Here is a 22584-nt window from a genome sequence, read left to right as displayed (position 1 = left end):
GGGTGTGGCGTCGGTTGCCACACCCGTTTTTTTCGTCTGGAGAAAAAGGAATATGAAGATTGTTTCTCGCGATCAGTGGTTTGAAGTGCAGAGTCTCAGTGACGGCATTCGGTTGATTCACGAGCCGTATATCCGACCGTTCTACCGCTGCAATTTGTGGCACGTGCAGGGACGCGACAAAGACCTGTTGCTGGACAGCGGTTCGGGACTGGTCAGCTTGCGCGAGCAACTGCCGTGGATCACCGAACGGCCGTTGGTGGCGGTGGCCAGTCATTGCCATTTCGACCATATCGCCGGGCATCACGAATTTGCTGAACGGCTGGTGCACCCGGCCGAGGCGGACATCCTTGCGGCGCCGGATGGCGAGAATGATTTGAGCCGCGCATTTGTCGGCGATGACATGTTCGAAGCGCATCCGGATTGCCCGTTGTGTTACGCCGAATACCGGGTCAAAGCCGCGCCGGCGACCGGGTATGTCGAGGACGGCGACGTGCTCGATCTGGGCAATCGCACGTTGCAAGTGTTGCACACGCCAGGACATTCTCCGGGCGGGATCAGTCTGTATGAGGCGGCGACGCAAACCCTGTTCAGCGGCGACATCATTTACGACGGGCCGCTGATTGAAGACGCCTACCACTCCGACCTTGAAGATTACGCCGCGAGTCTGCGACGTTTGCAGGCGCTGCCGATCCGCACCGTGCATGGCGGCCATTTCGGCAGTTTTTCCGGGAAGCATTTGCGTTCGATGATTGACCAGTGGTTGCGCGGCCACGTCTGAGGCCTGCTTCACTCAAGCAGAACAACAATCAGAAATATCTGCCATGAGAAGAGCTGCCGTGCGTGCCGCCGTGCACCGGTATATCCAGCGTCTGCTGGAAACCCGCGAATTCAATGACAACACCAGCCTGGTCCAGTTGGGGCTGGAGAAAGCCGATATCGAGGATCTGATCTTTCATCTGGAGGATGAATTCGGACTGACGGCGTTCACCGCCGAGGAAGACCGCATGCTCAAGTCCGCGAAGACCGCGAATGACTTGAGCCGGTTTTTGCTGGAAATCGGGCGACACTAAAAGCAAAAGATCGCAGCCTTCGGCAGATCCTACATTAATCCATGCAGGAGCTGCTGAAGACCGCGATCTCTTGATCTGAATCCTTTGATCCCGGATCGGGGGCGTTACCGGCGCCGTTGTTGACGGCGGCGCTGCTCGTCATCGGTGCGGATCGGGACAGGTTGCAGAGGCGGTTCGATCAAGCCAAGGGCAACACCCAAGTCGTGCAGCCAGTTTTGAATTTTCTCTTTCATCGTCGTGCCCCCTTCAGGGTGGTGCTGAGCGGCCGGAATTCTGAGGCCGCTTCGCACTGATAATAGTCCGAAGTCCTACGCAATGCTCGGCCAAATCCGCAATGATCTGTTACTGAATTGAACAGAATATGCCGCCATTGGTTCAGGCTGTTTCGCGGGTTTCGATCTGAGCCGCAGGATAGACAGCCTGCTGCACCTCGATCCACGCATTGAGATTGGCGCCGAGCATGCCCTTGCGCCACATGAGCCATGTTGTCGCACCCACGAATGGCTCGGCCAACGGATGCACCGCGACGCTGTCGCGCCCCGGCAGACTGGCCAGCATCGACTCCGACATCAGCGCCACGCCACTGCCGGCAATCACACAGGCGAGCATGCCCTGATAGGACTCGATCTCCATCGCCCGGCCCATCGTCGCGTGGGAGTGCGCAAACCACGCCTCCAGACGCATTCGGTACGAGCAACCTCGGCGAAAGGTGAACACCGAGCGCCCTTCGACATCCCGGGCGTTGCGCACCGGCGGATGCTCGATTTCAGTGATCAGCACCAGCCGCTCCTCGCACAACGGCACGCCGTCGAGCCCGGCCAGTTCCAGCGGACCATCGACCAACGCGGCATCCAGGCGCCCGGTGAGCAACCCCTCCAGCAACTCACCGCTTGGCGCCGATTGCACCTGCAGGTTCACCGCCGGATACCGCTTGTGATACTGCGCCAGCAGCGCCGGCAGATGGATCGCCGCCGTGCTGTACATGGTGCCCAGGACGAAGTCACCGGCCGGTTTGCCGCCCATCACCGCCGCACTGGCCTGATCGCGCAGGGCGAACAGTTTGCCGGTGTAGTCCAGCAGGACTTTTCCCGCAGGTGACAGTTGCAAACGCTGACGCTCACGGACGAACAATTCAACACCCAATTGCTCCTCGAGCTGTTTGAGCCGGGTCGACAGATTCGACGGCACCCGATGCAATCGTTCGGCAGCGCGGGTGATTGATCCCTCCTCGGCTACGGCCTGAAAGATCCGCAGTTGGCTGAACTCCACAACCTTTCTCCAGAACAGAACAAGTTACTCACTATTATTCAATTTTAAAGAAAGTCAATCAGTCCTAGCCTGACGGTCATTGAAGCCCTCAGGGAATTCCGACCATGTCGCCGCTTATTCGCCTCTCCGCCTGCTTCGTGGCCTTGATGATGGCCATGGGCATCGGGCGTTTCGCCCTCACGCCACAAATGCCGCACCTGCTCAGCGAAGGTCAGATAGACCTGACGGCCGCTGGTCTGATTGCAGCGGCCAACTATCTCGGTTACCTGCTCGGCGCGGTGGACGCAATGTTCGCCCATCGCCCGCAGCAGGTTCAGCGGCGCCTGCACGGTGGCTTGTGGTTGTGCGTGCTGCTGACCCTGGCGTCATTCTGGGCCAATGGTTTCTGGTCGCACTTGGTGCTGCGGTTTGGCACCGGGGTAGCGAGTGCCTGGGTACTGGTGATGATCACGTCGTTGAGTCAGCCGTTGGCTGCGGCGGCAGGACGGCCACGGCTGGGCGCTCTGGTATTTGCCGGACCGGGTTTGGGGATTTTTCTCACAGGTTTGTTGGCGCTGGTCTCACATCTGCTGAAGCAGACGTCCGCAACGTTGTGGCTGATTTATGCGGCGGCTGCGCTGGTGATGATGTTGGGTGTCTGGCGTCTGCTGCCAACGCCTGTCGTAACGGCAACGGTGGTTGCAGCGCCGGTCAGTCAATCGAATCGGGGCATCGGGCGGTTGGCGGTAATTTATGCGCTGTATGGAGTCGGTTACATCATTCCGGCGACCTTCCTGTCACAGATGGCCAATGCGCAGTTTCATGGGCAATGGCAGGCTGATCTGTTCTGGCCATGCTTCGGTCTGGCCGCCGCGCTCGGCGTGTTGCTGGTGAGCCTGCGGCGTCACGATCCCGAAACCACTCGTCACTGGTTGATGGCGACACTGTGGTTGCAAGCGGCCGGCGTGTTCGCCTGTCTGCTGGGCAGCGGCCTCGGGCTCGCGCTGGGCGTGATTCTCTGCGGCACGCCCTTCCTGGCGTGCATGCAATTGGTCATGCAACGCTCGCGAGAATTGGCACCGCACGCGACTCAGCGCAACGCTGGCATGCTCACCGCCTGTTTCGCCGTCGGCCAACTCAGCGGCCCGTTGCTGGCAGCATTGAGCAGCCATTTCAGCGGTGGTTTGCAGCCGGCACTGGTGATTGCAGGCAGCGGGTTATTGATTGCCGGCGGTCTGGCACTGCAGGCGTCTAGCGCTGGCCCAGCGCTTTGCGCAAACGCCGACGCAACCACTGCTCGGCGCTGACAAAGGTGATGCCGAGCAACACCAACACGGCGCCAATGATGAAGTTCACCGTCAACTGTTCGCCGAGCAACAGCACACCAAAGGTCACGCCGAACAACGGCGTCATGAACGAGAACACCGCGAGGTTGGCTGCCAGATAACGGCGCAGCAGCCAGAACCAGACCAGGTAACTGAAGAACGACACGACCAGCCCTTGGAACAATACGCTGGCCACCGCGACGGGGGTCAGGCTGACATGGGTGATCTGGCCGCTAAACAGCGCGATCAGCAGCAGGCCGAGGAAGCCGACGATCAACTGATAGAACAGGGTCAGCGTCACCGGCGCTTCCGACAGACGCGAGGCGCGCACCACCACCGTGGTCGCGCCCCAACAGGCCCCGGCCAGCACACCAAAGGCATCGCCCAATAGCATGCGCCGGTCGAGGTTGTCCCACGACACGCCACCGGCGAAGGCAATCGCAATGCCGATAAACGCGAGCAGAATGCCCAGCCACTGCAGCGGTCGCAGGCGTTCACTGGCCAACAGAAAATGCACGCCCAGCGCGGTGAAAATCGGCGCAGTGTAGAGGAACACCGACATGTGCGCGGCGGTGGTCAGTTGCAGGCCTTCGGCGATGAAGAAGAACTCCAGACCGAACAGCGCACCGGCCAGCAAACCGCCGCGCCACGTGCTGCCAACCTGATCCCAGCCGCCCTTCCAGCAGATCAGCAAGCCGACCAGCAGCGCAGAGATCCCCGAGCGCGCGGCCGCTTGCATGACCGGCGCAATGTCTGGCGCCGCCCACTTGATCATCACTTGTTGCACGCCCCAGATCAGGCAGAGGCCGACCATCACCTGCAAGGCAAAACGGTCGACATTGCGCCGCTCGATACTCACCGCAACACCTCGAATACACACGACATGGCAGGCCATTCAAGTAGTCAGAAAACAGTGCCGAGGATTATCAATGAGTCGAGCGGAAAAAGCCGTCTGGAAAAGACATTTGTTTCTTCAGTGGCGGCAGCAGTGGATGGGTGCCGGCTGCGCCGTCATTCGCTGGCAAGCCAGCTCCCACAATGACCGGGTTGTCCGCTGTTCCACTGTTCGACACAAAACCGTGTGGGAGCCTGGCTTGCCAGCGATGGTCAGTTCAATCAACCCTGCCCCGATCTGAATGCAGTCGTTTAGCCAGCAAAAAACCAACGCTACAAGCCACTGCCGTGGCAAACGTCCCCCACGCCCAATCCATCAACGTCACCTGCACCGACCACCCGCGCAACGTCGCCCAATTGGTCAGGTCATAGGTGCCGTACGCCACCAGCCCCAGCAACGCGCCGCGCTTCGCCGCCCACTGCCAGGTCGCGGCCGGCAGCACCACAAACACCACACAACCGAAAACATACAGGCAATAAAAAACCGCTGCCGGAACCAGCAACGGTTGTTCGAGCATCAGCGAACCGAGCAGTTCGCGATAGGTCGGCGCCATCAACAGGCCGAGCCAGATACCGTCGAGTAACAGAAACGTCACCAGCGTGGCAACGTAGGCAATCAGCGCTTTCTTCATCGACCCGACCTCATGTGCGTCCCATGCAAGATGGGCCACTCAAGGCTCAGGTTAGTTCAATGCGATCGGCGTGAATAACGATCTTGCCTTCCTTGTACAGCGAACCGATGGCCTTCTTGAAGTTGCCTTTGCTGACGCCGAACAGGCTGCTGATCAACGCCGGATCGCTCTTGTCGCTGACCGGCAGCGTGCCGCTGTTGTCGCGCAACCTGGCGAGGATCTTCGAGTTCAGGCTACTGGCCGCTTCCTGACCAACCGGCTGCAGGCTCAGAGAGATCTTGCCGTCGGCACGCACTTCCTTGATGTAGCCTTTCTCGGTCATGCCGGCGCGCATGAACTTGAAGATTTCGTTCTTGTGAATCAGACCCCAGTGCTTGTTGTTGATGATCGCCTTGAAGCCCATGTCGGTGGCTTCGGCAACCAGCAGGTCAACTTCCTGGCCCTGGCTGTAGTTGGCCGGGGTCTTGTCGAGGTAGCGATCCAGACGCGCAGTGGCGGTGATGCGGCGGGTATGCTTGTCGAGATAGACATGCACTACGCAGTATTCACCGGCGGTCATCTGGCGCTTTTCTTCGGAATACGGCAGCAACAGATCCTTCGGCAGCCCCCAATCGAGGAACACACCGATGCTGTTGACTTCAACGACTTTCAGACTGGCAAATTCGCCGACCTGAACTTTGGGTTTTTCCGTGGTAGCGAGAAGTTTGTCTTCGCTGTCCAGATAAACAAAAACGTTGAGCCAATCTTCATCTTCACTGGGAATATCTTTCGGAATATAACGGTTAGGCAAAAGAATCTCGCCGTCGGCACCGCCGTCCAGATATAAACCGAAGTTAGTGTGTTTAACCACTTGCAAACTGTTGTAACGCCCGACTAAAGCCATTTCCAGAACCCTCATTGCGTGGGCGGCATTCTACCCGTTTTTGTGCTGGCCGTCGGGCGGCAGATCCGCACGCGTCGGAAATCTGCGCAACGCCTTGATTTTCCTTGCGCGCGGCTGAGCAGTGCTGCCGTTCGTCAGGCAGGCACCACCGCTTGCGGCTGAATATTCCAGTGCCACCCAGCCGAAATGTTGTTATTTAAAACAGCAGGTTAGCCGGATATTCCGAACATTGAATCGAGAATAATGCAGCAATGTGGTCGGTTATTCCGGGGGATATTTACCAAGCAATTGTCAAGTTATTCCTGTACGATGCCTGGCCGAGTTACTTTTCTACAGGTTAATGGCCGCCATGCGTGTAAAAGCATCCACCAGCAAAGCAAAGCCAGCTCCAGCCGTTGAAACCAGCGAATCGATCAACGATCAGATCGCAGCGTTCCTCAAGTCTGGCGGCGAGATCCAGCAAATTGCCAAAGGCGTCAGTGGCCAGACATTCGGCCCGTCCAAGCAGATCAGCCTGGGCAAGAAGTAACACCCGGTTTCACACCCGTCCAGAGGCGCTTTGAGCTTCGAAGCGCCTGGACTGGCACCGCGCAACACCCTCACGTCTTAAACAAAATTCCTTGTAAATCGACGAACGGCCATCGATGCCGATCATTCGCCGGTATCCTTTCACGCGTCTAGATCAAGCGTTTCAGCCGGCCTGCCGCCCTGCCCTCGCTGTTCATGGAGTGACGCATGCGCAAAACATCCTGTTTATTACTCGTAGGTCTTCTGGCCAGTGAGACCGCGCACGCGCAGATTTTCCAGCGTGAACTGGGCGACTTCGATCTCAAACTCGGTACCACGCCCACGCGCAGCATGGCTCAAGGCCTAGTCAAACCGGCGGCAGTCGGCTCATTTCATGGCGGCCTGGACTTGAGCCACGACAGCGGCCTCTATGTCGGCCAGTACGCACCGAGCATGGGCATCTCCCCAGGCAAAAACCTTGAAATCGACTCCTACGTCGGCTTTAAACAACCTTTCGATCAAACCCTCGGCTACGAAGTCGGGATGATTCACTACAGCTACCCCAAAGTCGACACGCTCGACAGCCAGGAACTGTTCGGTGGCCTGACCCTGCTCGGCAGCCGGTTCGGCGTAGCCTTCAGCAATGACCCGGATAAACAGAACAACACCTTGTTTGCCGATCTTGGCGGCAACCAGCCGTTCGGCATCGGCGTCAGCATGAAATACACCACCCACCAACTGAACACGCCCGTCGCCGTGGACGGTGGTTATGTCAGCAGTTTCACCGACTGGTCGGTGAAACTGTCCCGGCCGTTCATGGGCGTTGACCTCGATCTGATCTACAGCAATTCCAGCCTCAGCGGCAGCGATTGCTCGGCCTATTCCGGGCACAACAGCGAGTGCGACGGCCTCGTCACCCTCAAGGCTGCGCGCGCGTTCTATTGATCGGCTGAACTGCCGGGCTCATTCTGCGTTCACATAGGAATCAGCCCTTCGAAGCCAGGCTCACGCAAGGACTCGCCCATGTCTCGCTGGTTCAAGCACATCGCCACGCTACTGATCTTTACCCTCGCCCTCGGCGCCTGCAGCCGTGTCGGCCTGGCCTACCGCAACCTCGACGTGATCATTCCGTGGACGCTCAGCGACTACCTGGACATGAACGGCGAGCAAAAGGACTGGTTCAACGAGCGGCTCAAAGAACACTTGAACTGGCATTGCACGACGCAACTGCCGGGTTATCTGGATTGGCTCGATCGTTTGCAAACGATGGTCGAGACCAATCAGATCACCGATGCCGCGTTGCAGGCGCGCACTGTCGAAGCCAAGCAGGCCATTGCCGAAACCGCGAAGGAAATCACGCCTTCGGCCATCGAGTTGTTGCAAGGTCTGGATGACAAGCAAGTGGCGGAGATGAATGACGCCTTCGCCAAGGATCTGCGCAAGCGTCAGCAGGAATACCTCAAACCACCGCTTGATCAGCAAATTGCCGAGCGTGGCGCGCGAATGGTCAAACGTCTGAACGACTGGCTGGGGCCCCTGAGCGCCACTCAAGAGCAGCGGGTCATGGCGTGGTCGACTGCGCTGGGCGATCAGTACACCCAATGGATCGCCAACCGGGCCCATTGGCAGAAGCAATTCAGTGCAGCCGTGGCGCAACGACAAAGTCCCGAATTCCCGCAGAGAATCGAGACCCTTCTGGTCAATCGCGAGAGTTTATGGACAGCGGATTACCGCAAGGCCTTCGCCGCAACTGAAGCACAGGGACGTGCACTGGCGGTCGATCTGATGGCCGAGAGTACGCCGCAACAGCGCCAGCGGTTGTTGAAAAAGATTGAGGGGGTACGTAAAGACTTCAATGACCTCAAATGCCTCAAGGCCGCGCAAAGAACCTGAACATACCCGAATCCCATTGTAGGAGTGAGCCTGCTCGCGATAGCCGACTTCCAGTGACATCAATGTTGACTGGAAGACCGCTATCGCGAGCAGGCTCACTCCTACAGGGGGACGTGGGCTTAGGCGATCTGTGCTTTAGACGCCACGACGTCAAACGTTGCCTCGTCCAGCGCATCCTGTTGCTCATCGAGCACCTGACGCGGATGATCGTTGCCGGGAATGCTGCTGTCGATCAGGCTTAGCAGGCTTGATCCCCGCGCGGTCAGCTTGAAATTGTTGCCTGTGCTGCCTTCGGCATCGGAGCGTGGCTCGATGTATCCACGATCAAGCAGCAGACTTTCATATTCACAGGCCTGCGTTTTCAGATGATCCAGATTCTCGATCGGCTCGCCAGCGCTGGCCTTCGCCGCCGCATAGTCTTCGGCGTAGGCCCGCGGGGCAAAACTGTGGCCGGCACTGTTCTGCACTTCGTGCAACAAGCGTTCAATCAAATCCCAGTTATAAGTCGTCATCCTGATACAACCTCCGGTGCGCATGATTTATGGCGCGTTCATAGGTTGTGACCTGAGCGGTTCCCAGCCGTTCAGCCGCATTTCCCGAGGCGACCGACCGGCGGTCTGTCGATTTCCCCGAGAGTTAAACGACTACTCTGAAAGTGCCGGTTTCAACCCCCGCAGGAGAAATCATCATGAACGTTGAGAATCATCCGGTGGTATCGCGCGAAGAATGGCTCGCTGCCCGTAAACAATACCTGATTGACGAAAAAGCTTTTACCAGGGAACGCGACCGCCTCAGCGCTGAACGTCGCGCGCTGCCGTGGGTGAAGGTCGACAAGGACTACCACTTCCAGGGTCCGAACGGCGAACTGAAACTGGCTGACCTGTTTGGCAAACACAGCCAGTTGATTGTTTACCACTTCATGTTTGCCCAGGATTGGGAAGAAGGCTGCCAGGGCTGCTCGTTCCTCAGTGACCATATCGACGGTGCCAATCAGCACCTGGCTCATCACGACATCGCGGTCGTTGCCGTTTCTCATGCGCCATTCAACGCATTTCAGGCATTTAAACGTCGCATGGGCTGGAAGTTCGAGTGGGTGTCATCAGAAGGCTGCGATTTCAACTACGACTTCGGTGTCTGCGCCCGTGCCGAAGATGTCGCAGCGGGAAACGCTACCTATAACTACGAAAAAACTGACAGCGCCGAGGAAGAAATGCCCGGGCTGAGCGTGTTTTATCGTGACGCAAATGGCGACATCTTCCACACCTACTCTACCTATGCCCGCGGCCTGGACATGCTGGTCGGCGCCTACAACTACCTCGACCTGACGCCCAAAGGACGCAATGAAGACGAGATCATGGAGTGGGTGCGACATCATGATCGTTATGAGGGACAAAGCAGTTCGAGTTGCTGCCATGGTGGCTAAGCCCCGGTAGAACTGAACTTTTCATAGCTTCAAACCCTCAACCGGTTAACCCGCCTTAACCGGAACTGAGGTCTGCCCCGATGAAAACCCTGATCAGACTCGCTCTCGCCAGCACCCTCGCATGCGCTCTGCCCGCCTGGGCCTGCACGCCAGAAGAAGCTACCGCCAAACGCGAGCAACTGGCCAAAGAAGTCTCCAAGCTCACGGAACAGAATCCGGAAAAGGCCAAGGAGATCAATGCCGAGTTGCAAAAGATGGATCTGGGTACGGCCAGCAAGGACTTGCCGGACAAGTGCCAGTTGATTGATCAGCGCTTGAAAGAGCTGGGCACGGCTGAGAAAAAAGCCGAAAGCTGAAAGCCATATCAAAAGATCGCAGCCTTCGGCAGCTCCTGCACCAAATCTCGTAGGAACTACCGAAGGCTGCGATTCTTTGACCCTTAAAATGCACAAATGCATTTATTTGTTTGCATAAATGCATATTCATAACTACGGTTACATCGAGCAACGAGGTTGGTAATCGCCATCTGACATGGCAACCCTTGCACACCGATCGCTCGGCAACACCGCAACACCCACACAAGCTGGACGCTTGTTTTCACTCATGGAGGATTGAAAAATGTTAACCACAGCAGCAACACAATTCACCGGCGAATCACTGCCAAGGTGCCTGGCCGGTCACCTGCTCGACCCGCAACTCGCCGAAGTCGGAGCGGCTGAACAGCTCAGCGCCCGCGCCGCCGGCAGCCTCAACTTCAACCTGCAGAAACAAACCCAGACCAACTGGTGCTGGGCCGCCGTTTCCGCCTCGGTCGGCAACTATTACGGCACCGGGTCCTGGACCCAGTGTGGCGTTGCCAGCACTCAGCTCGATCGCAACTGTTGCAATCAGCCCGGGCCGTGCAACGTCTACGGCTATCTCGATTCCGCCCTGCAAACCACCCGCAGCTACAACGGCATGAATCAGGGCTCGTTGCAGATGTCGGCCATTCAGAACCAGATCAGCATGGGCCGCCCGGTCGGCTTGCGCTGCGCCTGGTACGGCGGCGGTGCGCACTTTCTGACGATCTACGGCACCAACGGCGATTACGTGTTGGTTGCGGACTCGATCTACGGTTATTCGACGCGCGCATTAAACGCGTTCCCCCGCGCGTATAACAGCGGCGGCAACTGGACTCACACTTACTTCACCGTGAAGAACTAGGAGGGCGACATCATGCAACTGACTTATCCAAAGGCGCCTTCCAACGGCGTTCAGACTTTGCGCCCGGCACTGCAAGCCGCCCTGCAAACCCAGGGCTTTGGTGCCAATCGCCAGTTCGCCAACGCGCTACCCGCAAAGATCAGTCTGAGCGAGGCCTATCGTGGCTACTCACTCAGTCTGGATGACCTGAGCCACGGCAAAGGCCTGAAAGAGGCCCGCCTCGGCGACTGGCATTACCTGGTGTTTGCCGACGGCGTGACGATTGCCGATGCGCAACTGGCCGAGGTGCGCGGGCATGTCGAGTTCGCCTCGTTGAACCACGGCGACCTGGCCGCCGCGACGGTGGGTGCGCTGAAACTGGCGGAACAGTCACCGCAACTACAGGGCAAGACCGTCGAGTTGCGTGTGCTGTTTGTCTCGGCGCTGCACCTCGTGGCGATCTGGCTGCACGCCGACGGTGAGGAGGTATTGATCCCGATTGAGCCAACGCCGAAGGATCTGGCAGTCACGCGGTTGTACAGCGAGGCAGCCTTGCTCGGCGCACTGAAACCGGCGGCAGGTCAAGCCAAACGGCGCTTTGATGCCGACACCAGTGGCCAGCTAGGCAACTGATGGACGAAAAAAAACCCGGACACTGTCCGGGTTTTTTCTGTGCGCTTGAAACGCCTTACTCAGCCGCAGGCTCTGCTGGCTTGCGGCGCTTGAGCGGCGCCATGCCGTCGCTGCTCACCAGCGAGTCCGGCTTCGGACGGTTGACGCTCTTGCGCTTGGTCGGCGTCTTCGCGGCCGTTTTTTTCTTGTCGCCCTTGGCGTCGGTCTTTTTCTTCTTCACGCCAACGGCTTTGCCCGAGGCCTTGACCTTTTTCGGCCCGCCGTAGGTGCCTTTGACTTCCTTGATGGTGCGGCGCTCGAAGCTCTGCTTGAGGTAGCGCTCGATGCTCGACATCAGGTTCCAGTCGCCGTGGCAAATCAGCGAGATCGCCAGACCGTCGTTACCGGCACGGCCGGTACGACCAATGCGGTGCACGTATTCGTCGCCGCTGCGGGGCATGTCGAAGTTGATCACCAGGTCCAGACCATCCACGTCCAGACCACGGGCGGCAACGTCAGTGGCCACGAGGATCTTCACGCCGCCCTGCTTCAGACGGTCGATCGCCAGTTTGCGATCCTTCTGGTCTTTCTCGCCATGCAGTACGAACGCTTTGTATTCCTGAGCCACGAGGCGACCGTAGATGCGGTCAGCCATGGCGCGGGTGTTGGTGAAGACGATGGCCTTCTGATAGGTCTCGTTGGCCAGCAGCCAGTTCACAATCTGTTCTTTGTGCTGATTGTGGTCGGCGGTGATGATCTGCTGACGGGTCGTCGAATTCAGCTGGCTGACCGCATTGAGCTGCAAGTGCTCAGGGTTGTTCAGCACCTTGGCGATCATCTCGCGCAGGCCGGAACCGCCGGTGGTCGCGGAGAACAGCATGGTCTGCTGACGGTTCGGGCACTCGTCGACCAGACGCTGGACGTCTTCGGCGAAGCCCATGTCGAGCATGCGGTCGGCTTCGTCGAGCACCAGCACTTCGACTTCTTTGAGGTCGAGGTTGCCAGCGTTCAGTTGTTCGATCATGCGGCCCGGCGTGCCGATGAGGATGTCCGGCACTTTGCGCAGCATGGCGGCCTGGACCTTGAAGTCTTCACCGCCGGTGATCAGGCCGGACTTGATGAAAGTGAACTGCGAGAAGCGCTCAACTTCCTTCAACGTCTGCTGGGCCAGCTCGCGGGTCGGCAGCAGGATCAGCGTCTTGATGCTGACGCGAACCTTGGCCGGGCCGATCAGGCGATTGAGGATTGGCAGAACGAAAGCGGCGGTTTTGCCGCTACCGGTTTGCGCCGTCACCCGCAGATCACGCCCTTGGAGCGCCAGCGGAATGGCCGCGGCTTGCACAGGCGTTGGCTCGACAAATTTCAGCTCGGCCACAGCTTTAAGCAGGCGTTCGTGCAGGGCGAATTGGGAAAACACGGGTGCTACCTCGAAGATATGCAAAAAAACAGCTGCATAGGTTACCGGTTTCGAGCGCTCAGGCCGAGTTTCTTTATACAAACGGACGTAATCAGTGGCTTTTTTGTTGCTCGATTTGTCTCCAACGGTAATACACGGCGTCTTAAATGCTCTAATCGCCCATCGCGTCTTACAGAAGAATTGTTGCTCTCATGGATATCAAACAGCTCTGGCTCAACGCCCAGGACCTCTGGGGCACTCTCGAACAGCATCCACTGTTGCAGGCTGGCCTGGCGCTGACGGTGTTATTGGTGATCGCGCTGGTGCTCGGACGAGTGGCGCGTTACCTGATCCTGCACGCCAGCCGCATGCTCGGGCGCCAACCGGCGCTGCACTGGATCAATGATTTTCGCCACAACAAGGTGTTTCAGCGTCTGGCGCAGATGACGCCGTCGCTGGTGATCCAGTTCGGCCTGCACCTGGTGCCGGAACTGAGCAAAACCGCGATGACCTTTCTCGGCAACGTGGCGTTGTCGTTCACCATCCTGTTCCTGCTGCTCTCAGTCAGCGCCCTGCTCAATGCCTTGCTCGACATCTACGCGCGCACCGAACATGCGCGTACGCGCTCGATCAAAGGCTACGTGCAACTGGCGAAAATGGTCTTGTACGTGTTCGGCGCGATCATCATCGTCGCCACATTGATCGACCGTTCGCCGTTGTTGCTGCTGTCCGGACTGGGTGCGATGTCGGCGGTGATTCTGTTGGTCTACAAAGACACCCTGCTGTCATTCGTCGCCAGCGTGCAGCTGACCAGCAACGACATGCTGCGGGTCGGCGACTGGATCGAAATGCCACAAGTCGGCGCCGATGGCGATGTGGTCGACATCACCCTGCACACGGTCAAGGTGCAGAACTTCGACAAGACCATCGTCTCGATCCCGACCTGGCGCCTGATGTCCGAGTCGTTCAAGAACTGGCGCGGTATGCAGCAATCGGGCGGCCGGCGGATCAAGCGCAGCCTGTTCATCGATGCCAGCGGCGTGCGATTCATCCGCGATGACGAGGAGGAAAAGCTCTCGCAAGTGCACCTGCTGACCGACTACATGAGCCGCAAGAAAGCCGAGCTCAAGGCGTGGAACGAGGCGCAAGGCAATGTCGCGGCGATGTCGGCCAACCGCCGGCGCATGACCAATATCGGCACGTTTCGCGCCTATGCGCTGGCGTATCTTAAGAGTCATCCGGAGATTCAACCGAACATGACCTGCATGGTCCGCCAGATGCAGACCACCGCGCAGGGCATTCCGCTGGAGATCTACTGCTTCACGCGCACCACGGTGTGGGCCGATTACGAGCGGATTCAGGGCGATATTTTCGATTATCTGCTGGCGGTGTTGCCGGAGTTTGGTTTGAGCCTGTATCAGCAGCCGAGTGGTGGGGATTTGCGTGCGGGGTTGCTGCCGGCGGTGCTCGGTTCGGCGAGCATTCCGGAGCCGCAGAAACACCTCATGTAACACCACCGATCAAAACTGTGGGAGCGGGCTTGCTCGCGAAAGCGGTGGGTCATTCAACAAGGATGTTGCCTGACCTGGCGCCTTCGCGAGCAAGCCCGCTCCCACAGGTGGTTTTGTCGGTCAGACGTTATGCGGTGGCCGTGGATTTGCGGATACCCAACCGGCTGATCCAGACAGCAGCCAGAATCACACTCCCGCCAAGGAACAATCTCCCCAGTTCCTCATGTTGATTCCAGATCAGCAGATTCAGCAGCAACCCCACCGGCACATGCAGGTTGTTCATCACCGCCAGCGTACCGCCGTTGACCATGCACGCGCCCTTGTTCCACCAGTACAGGCCCAATGCGGTAGAGACCAGACCGAGAAACAGCAACACTCCCCACTGCAACGGTGCTTCCGGCAGGAAATTCGCTTTGCCAAACATCAGGAACGCCGGCAACACCACCGCCAGCGCACCGAGGTAGAAAAAGCCGAAACGTCGGTAATGCGGCAGATCGCTCGGGTGTTTCGCCACCAGGTGTTTGTACAGTACCTGCCCGGCAGCATAGGTGAAGTTGGCCAGTTGCAGCAGCAAGAAGCCCATAAAGAAATCCGGATTGATGCTATCGAAACGAATCACTGCCGCCCCGCCCACCGCCACCAGCGCGGCAATCAGCGCCCATGGATTGAAGCGGCGGTTCAACGCATCTTCGATGAGCGTCACGTGCAACGGTGTGAGGATGGTGAACAGCAACACTTCCGGCACCGTCAGCACACGGAAGCTCAGGTACAGGCAGACGTACGTCACGCCGAACTGCAACGCACCGATCAGCAACATGCCACGCATGAACGAAGGTTCCACCGAGCGCCAGCGGGTCAGCGGAATGAACACCAGCCCCGCCAGCACCACGCGCACCAGCACTGCAAAATAACTGTCGACATGACCGGCCAGGTATTCGCCGATCAGACTGAAGGAAAACGCCTGGATCAGCGTGACAAAAAGTAGATAGCCCATGCTCGCCTCTGTTTTGAATGGCGGCGACGATAGCGGTTTTTGCGCAAGACCGCGAACCCACAGACAACGCCGATTCCTGTGGGAGCGAGCTTGCTCGCGAAGAGGCCGTGTCAGTAAACATCGTTGCTGAATGAAATATCGCTTGCGCGAGCAAGCTCGCTCCCACAAGGATCTGATGACATTCAACAAATCGCAGGCAAAAAAAAGCCCGATCTCGCTAAAGCGTTCAATCGGGCTACAGCACTCAGGAGCAACAAGTGCAAAGGGAGGTTCGATGCGCGTGGAGCCTTGAAGGGGTTGCGCCAGGTCACTTAAACAATCGGCGATTATCTGGCGATTAAGCTATCAAGCGACCTGGGACAGTTTGGCGTTGGCCTGATTCAGGCCCTTCTCCTGGAAGTCGCCACCGAGGTTCATGCCTTCGGCGTGAATAAAGGTCACGTCGTTGATACCGATGAAACCCATGACCTGACGCAGGTACGGTTCCTGGTGGTCAGCCGGGCCGCCGGCGTAGATGCCGCCGCGAGCGGTGAGCACGTAGGCACGTTTGCCGCTGAGCAGGCCTTGCGGGCCGGTTTCGGTGTATTTGAAGGTCACGCCGGCACGCAGCACGTGGTCGAGCCAGGCCTTGAGGGTGCTCGGGATGGCGAAGTTGTACATCGGCGCGGCCATCACCAGTACGTCAGCGGCGAGCAATTCATCAGTCAATTCATTGGAACGATCCAGCGACGCTTGCTCGTTGGCGTTGCGCTGATCGGCAGGCTTCATCCAGCCACCCAACAAGTTGATGTCCAGGTGTGGCACCGGACTCACGGCGAGGTCACGTACGGTGATCTGATCGTTGGGGTGCGCCGCTTTCCACTGGCTGATGAAGGTCTGGGTCAGTTGACGGGAAACCGAATCTTGTTGGCGGGCGCTGCTTTCGATGATCAGAACGCGGGACATGGTGTGTAGCCTCCATCCGAGAATGTTGTAAGTCGATGGAGTGAAGGTTAAACAGAGTTGAATCGATGAAAAAGCGCAAATAATTGCTGCAAAGCATCGAATAATTCGTTTAGATGCTGACACATACCCTGTGGGAGCGAGCTTGCTCGCGAATTGGCCGTATCAGTCGACATCATTGTTGAATGACACACCGCTTTCGCGAGCAAGCCCGCTCCCACAAGCGATTCGCGGTGTTACTTCGGGATGCAGGTCAGTTTGATGCGCAGCTTGATGATTTCGCGGGTGAACTTGGCCGTGGCGTTTTTGTGTTTGCCGGCCGGCACATCGATGCTGCGGGTGCGTGGCGCCTCGGGGCCATTGGTGAAGACGGCCTTGCACACAGCGTCAACGTCACCGTAGTTAGCCACCCGAATCGAGCCGATGTCGTTGTCGGTGTCGAAGGTCTCGTAGTCGATCTTCATGCCGTTGAGATCCTTCTGCACATCGATCGGATAGGCAAACGCGGTCAACGGCAGCAGCGCCAGCAGCACACAACAGAATTTTTTCATTCGGCAGTCTCCATGAGGGACGGCCAGCTTAGGACAAGAGGAGCTATTGATGAAAGCGCCCCGCGTGACCCTTGATCAATGGCGAACGTTGCAGGCCGTGGTCGACCACGGCGGATTTGCCCAGGCCGCCGAGGCCTTGCACCGTTCGCAATCGTCGGTGAGTTACACCGTCGCTCGCATGCAAGACCAGCTCGGCGTGCCGTTGCTGCGCATCGACGGGCGTAAAGCCGTGCTCACCGAAGCCGGCGGCGTGTTGCTGCGCCGCTCGCGGCAACTGGTGAAACAGGCCAGTCAACTGGAAGACCTCGCCCATCACATGGAGCAAGGCTGGGAAGCCGAAGTGCGGCTGGTGGTCGATGCAGCCTATCCAAGCGCACGCATTGTCCGTGCGCTGACCGCGTTCATGCCGCAGAGTCGCGGCTGCCGTGTGCGTCTGCGTGAGGAAGTATTGTCGGGTGTCGAGGAAGTGCTGCTTGAAGGTGTCGCCGATCTGGCGATCACCGGCCTGAGCATTCCCGGCTACCTCGGCGCGGAATTGAGCGATGTCGAGTTCGTCGCCGTCGCTCATCCCGATCACCCGCTGCACCGGCTAAACCGCGAGCTGAGCTTTCAGGACCTGGAAACCCAGATGCAAGTGGTCATCCGCGATTCCGGCCGCCAGCAACCACGGGATGTCGGCTGGCTCGGCGCCGAACAACGCTGGACCGTCGGCAGCCTCGCCACGGCGGCCACGTTCGTCAGCAGCGGCCTGGGTTTTGCCTGGCTGCCCCGGCACATGATCGAGCGCGAACTGAAAGATGGCTCGCTCAAGCTGCTACCGTTGGACAGGGGCGGTACCCGTAATTCCAGCTTCTATCTGTATTCGAACAAGGACAAACCCCTGGGCCCGGCCACGCAGATCCTGATCGAACTGCTGCGCACCTTTGACACCTTGCCGCTGGACGCGCCGTTCGCCGCGCCTGAGCAAGCCTGACACGGAGTTCACCGATGGCGTATTTCGAGCACGAAGGTTGCAACCTGCACTACGAGGAATATGGCCACGGCTCCCCGTTGCTACTGGTTCACGGGCTCGGCTCGAGCACACTGGACTGGGAAATGCAGATCCCGGCACTGGCTGCGCATTATCGGGTGATCGTCCCGGACATCCGTGGCCACGGGCGCTCGGACAAACCCCGCGGGCGCTACAGCATTGCCGCTTTCAGCGCCGACCTGCTGGCGCTGATCGAGCACTTGAACCTCGGCCCGGTGCATTACGTCGGGCTGTCGATGGGCGGGATGATCGGCTTCCAGTTTGGCGTCGATCAGCCGCAAATGCTGAAAAGCCTGACCATTGTCAACAGTGCGCCCGAGGTCAAACTACGCAGCCGCGACGACTGTTGGCAGTGGTTCAAACGCTGGAGCCTGATGCGTATGCTCAGTCTCGCGACCATTGGCAAAGCCCTTGGCGGCAAACTTTTCCCCAAACCCGAACAGGCCGATCTGCGGCAGAAAATGGCCGAACGCTGGGCAAAAAACGACAAACGTGCTTATCTCGCCAGCTTCGATGCGATTGTTGGCTGGGGCGTACAGGAACGACTTTCCCGAGTGACCTGTCCAACGCTCGTCATCAGCGCCGACCGTGACTACACACCGGTGGCACTGAAAGAAACCTATGTAAAACTGTTGCCGAATGCGCGGCTGGTGGTGATCGCCGACTCGCGCCACGCCACCCCGCTCGATCAACCCGAACGCTTCAATCAAACGCTGCTGGAGTTCCTCGCCGCAGCCGATATTCAATCTCAGGATCACTGACCCATGCTGAAAAAACTCGCCCTCGCCGCTGGTACTGTGCTGTTTGCCGCCAACCTGATGGCTGCCACGCCGGCCAAAGCACCGCACGTGCTGCTGGACACCACCAATGGTCAGATCGAAATCGAACTGGACCCGGTCAAGGCACCGATCAGCACTAAAAATTTTCTTGAATACGTCGACAGCGGCTTTTACAACAACACCATTTTCCACCGCGTGATCCCGGGCTTCATGGCCCAGGGCGGCGGTTTCACCCAGCAGATGCAACAGAAAGACACCAAGGCGCCAATCAAGAACGAAGCCAGCAATGGCCTGCACAACGTTCGCGGCACTCTGTCGATGGCTCGCACCTCCAATCCTGACTCGGCCACCAGCCAGTTCTTCATCAACGTGGCTGACAACGCGTTCCTCGACCCGGGCCGTGATGCCGGTTACGCGGTGTTCGCCAAAGTGGTCAAGGGCATGGACGTGGTCGACATCATCGTCAATTCACAAACCACCACCAAAAGCGGCATGCAAAACGTGCCAGTCGACCCTGTGATTATCAAGTCGGCCAAGCGCCTGGACTGAGTTTCGCCGGGCATACCGAGCGGCGACGGCTGATCCCGCGCCGCTCGCACTGATAAAAGGAGAGCCCGTGATCCGGGCGGTTATCTGATGCTCTATCGCCGTTTTGAAAAACTGATCGACGTATTCCGCGACGCCCCGACAGCGTCGCCTCCAAACCGTGTGCTGCCTTTCTATATCCATTACCTGAAGCAGGTCTGGCCAAGTTTTGCCGCTTTGTTGGTGGTCGGATTGTTCGCTTCGCTGATTGAAGTGGCACTGTTCAGTTACCTGAGCCGCATCATCGACCTGGCTCAAGGCGCGCCGAACCCCAACCTGTTTAAAGACCACGCGCTTGAGCTGATCTGGATGGTCGTGGTCGCGCTGATACTGCGCCCCGTTTTCGTCTGTCTGCATGACCTGTTGGTGCACCAGACCCTCAATCCCGGCATGACCAGCATGATTCGCTGGCAGAACCACAGCTACGTGCTCAAACAGAGCATGAACTTCTTCCAGAACGACTTTGCCGGGCGAATCGCTCAACGCATCATGCAGACCGGCAACTCCTTGCGCGATTCCGCCGTGCAAGCGGTTGACGCGCTGTGGCATGTGCTTATCTACGCGGTCAGTTCACTGGTGCTGTTCGCCGAAGCCGACTGGCGCCTGATGATCCCGTTGCTGGTCTGGATGGCGTGCTATGTCGGCTCGCTCTTCTATTTTGTGCCACGGGTCAAAGAGCGCTCCGTCGTCTCCTCGGATGCGCGCTCGAAACTGATGGGGCGAATCGTCGACGGTTATACCAACATCACAACCCTGAAACTGTTTGCGCACACCCGTTACGAACAGCAGTACGCCCGCGAAGCCATCGAAGAACAGACCGAAAAAGCCCAGTTGGCGGGCCGCCTGGTGACGAGCATGGACGTGACCATCACGATCATGAATGGCTTGTTGATCGTCACGACCACCGGCCTGGCACTCTGGCTCTGGACCCAATCGATCATTTCGGTCGGCGCCATTGCCTTGGCGACCGGTCTGGTCATTCGTATCGTCAACATGTCCGGCTGGATCATGTGGGTGGTCAACGGCATTTTTGAAGACATCGGTGCGGTGCAGGACGGCCTGCAAACGATCGCGCAGCCAGTCGCCATCACGGATGTTCCACAGGCCAGACCGCTGCAAGTGGCCCGGGGCGAAGTGCGCTTCGAGCACGTGGATTTTCACTACGGCAAAAAGCGCGGGATCATCGGCGACCTCAACCTGACCATCAAACCGGGTGAGAAAATCGGTTTGATCGGGCCGTCCGGCGCGGGCAAATCGACGCTGGTGAACCTGTTGCTACGGCTGTACGACGTCGAGGGCGGGCGAATTCTCATCGACGGCCAGAACATCGCCGAAGTCGGTCAGGAAAGCCTGCGTGCCCGGATCGGCATGATCACGCAGGACACTTCGCTGCTGCACCGCTCGATCCGCGACAACTTGCTGTACGGCAAACCGGATGCAACCGACGCAGAGTTGTGGGACGCGGTGCACAAGGCGCGCGCCGATGAGTTCATTCCGCTGCTGTCGGACGCCGAAGGTCGCACAGGGTTCGATGCGCACGTTGGTGAGCGTGGGGTGAAACTGTCCGGGGGCCAGCGCCAGCGCATCGCGATTGCACGGGTGCTGCTCAAGGATGCACCGCTTCTGATCATGGACGAGGCTACTTCGGCGCTGGACTCGGAAGTCGAAGCGGCGATTCAGGAAAGCCTGGAAACCCTGATGCAGGGCAAAACCGTGATTGCGATTGCCCACCGCCTCTCAACCATCGCGCGTATGGATCGCCTGGTGGTGCTGGAGAACGGCAAGATTGCCGAGAGCGGCACGCACGCCGAACTGTTGGCTCACCGTGGTTTGTATGCACGGCTGTGGGCGCATCAGACCGGAGGGTTTGTCGGCATCGATTGACCCCATTCACCACAGTACCTGTGGGAGCGAGCTTGCTCGCGAAGGCGGTGTGTCAGCTGATATCCATGTCACTGAAACACCGCTTTCGCGAGCAAGCTCGCTCCCACAAGGGGATTCAGGTTTGGCGGTAGGGCAAGGCTGTTCTTGCTTCTTCGGCATAGGCCAGGATGCCGGCGCGCTCTTGCTGGAGGAAATCCTTCACCGCCGCTTTCAGGCCTGGATGGCGCAGGTAATGCCATGAATGGGTGATCACCGGTTCAAACCCGCGAATCAGCTTGTGCTCGCCCTGAGCGCCGGCATCGAAGCGCTGATAACCCTGCGCGATCGCGTAATCCATGCCCTGATAAAAACAGGTCTCGAAATGCAGTCGATCAAACTCCGCCAGACAGCCCCAATAGCGCCCGTAGAAACTTTCGCCACCGACCAGACTGAAGGCCATTGCCACTGGGCGTGAGCCTTGTTTGGCCAACACCACGCGAATCGCCTCGGGCATGCGCTCGGCCAAGAGACTGAAAAACTCTCGTGTCAGGTAAGGCGCCTGGCGCCGCACCGCGTAGGTATTGGCGTAACAGGCATAGACAAAATCCCACTGCGCCTCGTCCAGCTCCCGCCCTTCCAGCCATTCAAACGCAAAGCCCTGCCCCGCCACTTGCTCGCGTTCCTTGCGCATCTGTTTGCGCTTGCGCGAACTGAGCATGTCGAGGAAATCCTGAAAGTCGCGATACCCGCGATTCTGCCAGTGATACTGACAGCCAATGCGCTGCAGCCAGCCCGGTTGCTCAGCCATCGCGGCATCGGTAAACGGATCCGTGAAGTTGATGTGCGCGCTGGAAAGCCCTTCGATTTCCAGATAGCCGGGCAGGCTCTTGAGCAGCTCGAAACCGTCTTCGACCCTGGCCGCCAACAGGCGCGGGCCGCTGACCGGACTGAACGGCACGGCGGCCAAAAGCTTGGGGTAATACTCAATGCCGGCGCGGGCGCAAGCGTCGGCCCAGCCGTGATCGAACACGTACTCGCCGTAGGAATGCCACTTGCGATAACCGGGTAACGCGGCGATCAGTCGATCAGCTTCGATGTGCAGCAAATGCTCAGGTTGCCAGCCGGTGTGGGGGCCAACGCTGCCACTGTCTTCCAGGGCACTGAGAAAGGCATGGCGCAGAAACGGCTGGCTTTCAGGCACCAGCGCATCCCAGGTAGCCGGCGCGATTTGCGACAGGTTTTGCAGGCGTTGCAACGGCATCAA

At 58.6% G+C, this 22584-nt stretch carries 26 protein-coding genes; 15 read left to right on the top strand and 11 right to left on the bottom strand.

The window, feature by feature from the left end; all coding sequences use genetic code 11:
* Window positions 1–52: 52 nt before the first annotated feature.
* Window positions 53–778: an MBL fold metallo-hydrolase gene (locus ACM6IV_RS19540; RefSeq protein WP_414871248.1), complete on the top strand. Its 726-nt coding sequence runs from the start codon at window positions 53–55 to the stop codon at window positions 776–778.
* 43 nt (window positions 779–821) lie between these two features.
* Complete coding sequence (locus ACM6IV_RS19535; protein WP_414871247.1) at window positions 822–1070, top strand: acyl carrier protein; 249 nt, start codon at window positions 822–824, stop codon at window positions 1068–1070.
* Between the two features lie 104 nt (window positions 1071–1174).
* On the opposite strand, the gene ACM6IV_RS19530 is transcribed toward ACM6IV_RS19535, so the two are convergent.
* Both ACM6IV_RS19530 and ptrR read right to left on the bottom strand, forming a co-directional pair.
* Complete coding sequence (locus ACM6IV_RS19530) at window positions 1175–1303, bottom strand: PA1414 family protein (RefSeq protein WP_007914492.1); 129 nt, start codon at window positions 1301–1303, stop codon at window positions 1175–1177.
* Between the two features lie 142 nt (window positions 1304–1445).
* Window positions 1446–2339 carry a putrescine utilization regulator PtrR gene (gene ptrR, locus ACM6IV_RS19525; RefSeq protein WP_414871246.1) on the bottom strand — a complete coding sequence of 298 codons (894 nt, stop codon included), beginning with the start codon at window positions 2337–2339 and terminating at the stop codon, window positions 1446–1448.
* Between the two features lie 104 nt (window positions 2340–2443).
* Here ptrR and ACM6IV_RS19520 point away from each other — a divergent pair, with 104 nt between their 5' ends.
* The gene (locus ACM6IV_RS19520) at window positions 2444–3625 is read left to right on the top strand and encodes an MFS transporter (protein WP_414871245.1); all 1182 of its coding nucleotides are present in this window, start codon (window positions 2444–2446) and stop codon (window positions 3623–3625) included.
* Here ACM6IV_RS19520 and ACM6IV_RS19515 read toward each other — a convergent pair.
* From ACM6IV_RS19515 to ACM6IV_RS19505, 3 genes are all read right to left on the bottom strand, one after another.
* On the bottom strand, window positions 3570–4502 hold the full coding sequence (locus tag ACM6IV_RS19515) for a DMT family transporter (RefSeq protein ID WP_414871244.1): 933 nt from the start codon (window positions 4500–4502) through the stop codon (window positions 3570–3572). The genes ACM6IV_RS19520 and ACM6IV_RS19515 overlap by 56 nt on opposite strands.
* Window positions 4503–4755: 253 nt before the next feature.
* Window positions 4756–5169: a DUF2177 family protein gene (locus ACM6IV_RS19510; RefSeq protein ID WP_414871243.1), complete on the bottom strand. Its 414-nt coding sequence runs from the start codon at window positions 5167–5169 to the stop codon at window positions 4756–4758.
* A 46-nt stretch (window positions 5170–5215) separates the two neighbouring features.
* Window positions 5216–6052 carry a S1 RNA-binding domain-containing protein gene (locus ACM6IV_RS19505; protein ID WP_414871242.1) on the bottom strand — a complete coding sequence of 279 codons (837 nt, stop codon included), beginning with the start codon at window positions 6050–6052 and terminating at the stop codon, window positions 5216–5218.
* 340 nt (window positions 6053–6392) lie between these two features.
* Here ACM6IV_RS19505 and ACM6IV_RS19500 point away from each other — a divergent pair, with 340 nt between their 5' ends.
* The 3 genes from ACM6IV_RS19500 (at window position 6393) to ACM6IV_RS19490 (ending at window position 8452) form a co-directional block, all read left to right on the top strand.
* Window positions 6393–6581 carry a hypothetical protein gene (locus tag ACM6IV_RS19500; protein ID WP_016985943.1) on the top strand — a complete coding sequence of 63 codons (189 nt, stop codon included), beginning with the start codon at window positions 6393–6395 and terminating at the stop codon, window positions 6579–6581.
* A 206-nt stretch (window positions 6582–6787) separates the two neighbouring features.
* Window positions 6788–7504 (top strand): TorF family putative porin, encoded by a 717-nt coding sequence (locus ACM6IV_RS19495; RefSeq protein WP_414871241.1) that lies wholly within the window; start codon window positions 6788–6790, stop codon window positions 7502–7504.
* A 78-nt stretch (window positions 7505–7582) separates the two neighbouring features.
* The gene (locus ACM6IV_RS19490) at window positions 7583–8452 is read left to right on the top strand and encodes a DUF6279 family lipoprotein (RefSeq protein ID WP_414871240.1); all 870 of its coding nucleotides are present in this window, start codon (window positions 7583–7585) and stop codon (window positions 8450–8452) included.
* Between the two features lie 119 nt (window positions 8453–8571).
* On the opposite strand, the gene ACM6IV_RS19485 is transcribed toward ACM6IV_RS19490, so the two are convergent.
* Window positions 8572–8964 carry a transcriptional regulator gene (locus tag ACM6IV_RS19485; RefSeq protein WP_414871239.1) on the bottom strand — a complete coding sequence of 131 codons (393 nt, stop codon included), beginning with the start codon at window positions 8962–8964 and terminating at the stop codon, window positions 8572–8574.
* A 176-nt stretch (window positions 8965–9140) separates the two neighbouring features.
* Between ACM6IV_RS19485 and ACM6IV_RS19480 the strand changes: the two genes are divergently transcribed.
* The 4 genes from ACM6IV_RS19480 (at window position 9141) to ACM6IV_RS19465 (ending at window position 11690) form a co-directional block, all read left to right on the top strand.
* Complete coding sequence (locus ACM6IV_RS19480) at window positions 9141–9875, top strand: DUF899 domain-containing protein (RefSeq protein ID WP_414871238.1); 735 nt, start codon at window positions 9141–9143, stop codon at window positions 9873–9875.
* 80 nt (window positions 9876–9955) lie between these two features.
* On the top strand, window positions 9956–10231 hold the full coding sequence (locus tag ACM6IV_RS19475) for a hypothetical protein (RefSeq protein ID WP_414871237.1): 276 nt from the start codon (window positions 9956–9958) through the stop codon (window positions 10229–10231).
* Window positions 10232–10493: 262 nt separating this feature from the next.
* Window positions 10494–11078, top strand: a complete 585-nt coding sequence (locus ACM6IV_RS19470; protein ID WP_414871236.1) for a papain-like cysteine protease family protein — start codon at window positions 10494–10496, stop codon at window positions 11076–11078.
* 12 nt (window positions 11079–11090) lie between these two features.
* On the top strand, window positions 11091–11690 hold the full coding sequence (locus tag ACM6IV_RS19465) for a hypothetical protein (RefSeq protein WP_414871235.1): 600 nt from the start codon (window positions 11091–11093) through the stop codon (window positions 11688–11690).
* 55 nt (window positions 11691–11745) lie between these two features.
* Here ACM6IV_RS19465 and ACM6IV_RS19460 read toward each other — a convergent pair whose 3' ends face one another.
* On the bottom strand, window positions 11746–13086 hold the full coding sequence (locus ACM6IV_RS19460; protein ID WP_103306179.1) for a DEAD/DEAH box helicase: 1341 nt from the start codon (window positions 13084–13086) through the stop codon (window positions 11746–11748).
* 191 nt (window positions 13087–13277) lie between these two features.
* On the opposite strand from ACM6IV_RS19460, the gene ACM6IV_RS19455 reads away from it, so the two are divergent.
* Window positions 13278–14576 carry a mechanosensitive ion channel family protein gene (locus ACM6IV_RS19455; RefSeq protein WP_414871234.1) on the top strand — a complete coding sequence of 433 codons (1299 nt, stop codon included), beginning with the start codon at window positions 13278–13280 and terminating at the stop codon, window positions 14574–14576.
* Between the two features lie 127 nt (window positions 14577–14703).
* On the opposite strand, the gene ACM6IV_RS19450 is transcribed toward ACM6IV_RS19455, so the two are convergent.
* From ACM6IV_RS19450 to ACM6IV_RS19440, 3 genes are all read right to left on the bottom strand, one after another.
* Window positions 14704–15570: a carboxylate/amino acid/amine transporter gene (locus ACM6IV_RS19450; RefSeq protein ID WP_414871233.1), complete on the bottom strand. Its 867-nt coding sequence runs from the start codon at window positions 15568–15570 to the stop codon at window positions 14704–14706.
* Between the two features lie 345 nt (window positions 15571–15915).
* The gene (locus ACM6IV_RS19445; protein ID WP_414871232.1) at window positions 15916–16515 is read right to left on the bottom strand and encodes an FMN-dependent NADH-azoreductase; all 600 of its coding nucleotides are present in this window, start codon (window positions 16513–16515) and stop codon (window positions 15916–15918) included.
* 233 nt (window positions 16516–16748) lie between these two features.
* Window positions 16749–17063, bottom strand: coding sequence for a 3-phosphoglycerate kinase (locus ACM6IV_RS19440; RefSeq protein ID WP_414871231.1), 315 nt, complete (start codon window positions 17061–17063; stop codon window positions 16749–16751).
* A gap of 49 nt (window positions 17064–17112) precedes the next feature.
* Between ACM6IV_RS19440 and ACM6IV_RS19435 the strand changes: the two genes are divergently transcribed.
* The 4 genes from ACM6IV_RS19435 to ACM6IV_RS19420 all read left to right on the top strand — a co-directional run bounded on the left by ACM6IV_RS19435 (window position 17113) and on the right by ACM6IV_RS19420 (window position 21341).
* Window positions 17113–18036, top strand: coding sequence for a LysR family transcriptional regulator (locus tag ACM6IV_RS19435; protein ID WP_122608915.1), 924 nt, complete (start codon window positions 17113–17115; stop codon window positions 18034–18036).
* Window positions 18037–18050: 14 nt separating this feature from the next.
* Window positions 18051–18854, top strand: a complete 804-nt coding sequence (locus ACM6IV_RS19430) for an alpha/beta fold hydrolase (RefSeq protein ID WP_414871230.1) — start codon at window positions 18051–18053, stop codon at window positions 18852–18854.
* Window positions 18855–18857: 3 nt separating this feature from the next.
* Window positions 18858–19421, top strand: coding sequence for a peptidylprolyl isomerase (locus tag ACM6IV_RS19425; RefSeq protein ID WP_414871229.1), 564 nt, complete (start codon window positions 18858–18860; stop codon window positions 19419–19421).
* Between the two features lie 87 nt (window positions 19422–19508).
* Window positions 19509–21341 carry an ABC transporter ATP-binding protein gene (locus tag ACM6IV_RS19420; RefSeq protein ID WP_414871228.1) on the top strand — a complete coding sequence of 611 codons (1833 nt, stop codon included), beginning with the start codon at window positions 19509–19511 and terminating at the stop codon, window positions 21339–21341.
* A gap of 115 nt (window positions 21342–21456) precedes the next feature.
* Here the strand turns inward: ACM6IV_RS19420 and ACM6IV_RS19415 are convergent, their stop codons facing one another.
* Window positions 21457–22581 (bottom strand): GNAT family N-acetyltransferase, encoded by a 1125-nt coding sequence (locus ACM6IV_RS19415; RefSeq protein WP_414871227.1) that lies wholly within the window; start codon window positions 22579–22581, stop codon window positions 21457–21459.
* Window positions 22582–22584: the final 3 nt, after the last annotated feature.

Source organism: Pseudomonas sp. IT-347P, from assembly GCF_949768005.1.
GTDB lineage: Bacteria > Pseudomonadota > Gammaproteobacteria > Pseudomonadales > Pseudomonadaceae > Aquipseudomonas.
The sequence above is the reverse complement of the archived record's forward strand: the minus strand, read 5'-3'. Positions and strand labels throughout refer to the sequence as shown.

Coding starts and splice junctions, on each gene's coding strand:
- ACM6IV_RS19435 (WP_122608915.1), top strand. CDS start 17,113: ATGAAAGCGCCCCGCGTGACCCTTGATCAATGGCGAACGTTGCAGGCC.
- ACM6IV_RS19540 (WP_414871248.1), top strand. CDS start 53: ATGAAGATTGTTTCTCGCGATCAGTGGTTTGAAGTGCAGAGTCTCAGT.
- ACM6IV_RS19445 (WP_414871232.1), bottom strand. CDS start 16,515: ATGTCCCGCGTTCTGATCATCGAAAGCAGCGCCCGCCAACAAGATTCG.
- ACM6IV_RS19415 (WP_414871227.1), bottom strand. CDS start 22,581: ATGCCGTTGCAACGCCTGCAAAACCTGTCGCAAATCGCGCCGGCTACC.
- ACM6IV_RS19450 (WP_414871233.1), bottom strand. CDS start 15,570: ATGGGCTATCTACTTTTTGTCACGCTGATCCAGGCGTTTTCCTTCAGT.
- ACM6IV_RS19465 (WP_414871235.1), top strand. CDS start 11,091: ATGCAACTGACTTATCCAAAGGCGCCTTCCAACGGCGTTCAGACTTTG.
- ACM6IV_RS19495 (WP_414871241.1), top strand. CDS start 6,788: ATGCGCAAAACATCCTGTTTATTACTCGTAGGTCTTCTGGCCAGTGAG.
- ACM6IV_RS19455 (WP_414871234.1), top strand. CDS start 13,278: ATGGATATCAAACAGCTCTGGCTCAACGCCCAGGACCTCTGGGGCACT.
- ACM6IV_RS19535 (WP_414871247.1), top strand. CDS start 822: ATGAGAAGAGCTGCCGTGCGTGCCGCCGTGCACCGGTATATCCAGCGT.
- ACM6IV_RS19470 (WP_414871236.1), top strand. CDS start 10,494: ATGTTAACCACAGCAGCAACACAATTCACCGGCGAATCACTGCCAAGG.
- ACM6IV_RS19430 (WP_414871230.1), top strand. CDS start 18,051: ATGGCGTATTTCGAGCACGAAGGTTGCAACCTGCACTACGAGGAATAT.
- ACM6IV_RS19420 (WP_414871228.1), top strand. CDS start 19,509: ATGCTCTATCGCCGTTTTGAAAAACTGATCGACGTATTCCGCGACGCC.
- ACM6IV_RS19520 (WP_414871245.1), top strand. CDS start 2,444: ATGTCGCCGCTTATTCGCCTCTCCGCCTGCTTCGTGGCCTTGATGATG.
- ACM6IV_RS19510 (WP_414871243.1), bottom strand. CDS start 5,169: ATGAAGAAAGCGCTGATTGCCTACGTTGCCACGCTGGTGACGTTTCTG.
- ACM6IV_RS19475 (WP_414871237.1), top strand. CDS start 9,956: ATGAAAACCCTGATCAGACTCGCTCTCGCCAGCACCCTCGCATGCGCT.
- ACM6IV_RS19480 (WP_414871238.1), top strand. CDS start 9,141: ATGAACGTTGAGAATCATCCGGTGGTATCGCGCGAAGAATGGCTCGCT.
- ACM6IV_RS19425 (WP_414871229.1), top strand. CDS start 18,858: ATGCTGAAAAAACTCGCCCTCGCCGCTGGTACTGTGCTGTTTGCCGCC.
- ACM6IV_RS19530 (WP_007914492.1), bottom strand. CDS start 1,303: ATGAAAGAGAAAATTCAAAACTGGCTGCACGACTTGGGTGTTGCCCTT.
- ACM6IV_RS19440 (WP_414871231.1), bottom strand. CDS start 17,063: ATGAAAAAATTCTGTTGTGTGCTGCTGGCGCTGCTGCCGTTGACCGCG.
- ACM6IV_RS19485 (WP_414871239.1), bottom strand. CDS start 8,964: ATGACGACTTATAACTGGGATTTGATTGAACGCTTGTTGCACGAAGTG.
- ACM6IV_RS19500 (WP_016985943.1), top strand. CDS start 6,393: ATGGCCGCCATGCGTGTAAAAGCATCCACCAGCAAAGCAAAGCCAGCT.
- ACM6IV_RS19505 (WP_414871242.1), bottom strand. CDS start 6,052: ATGGCTTTAGTCGGGCGTTACAACAGTTTGCAAGTGGTTAAACACACT.
- ACM6IV_RS19490 (WP_414871240.1), top strand. CDS start 7,583: ATGTCTCGCTGGTTCAAGCACATCGCCACGCTACTGATCTTTACCCTC.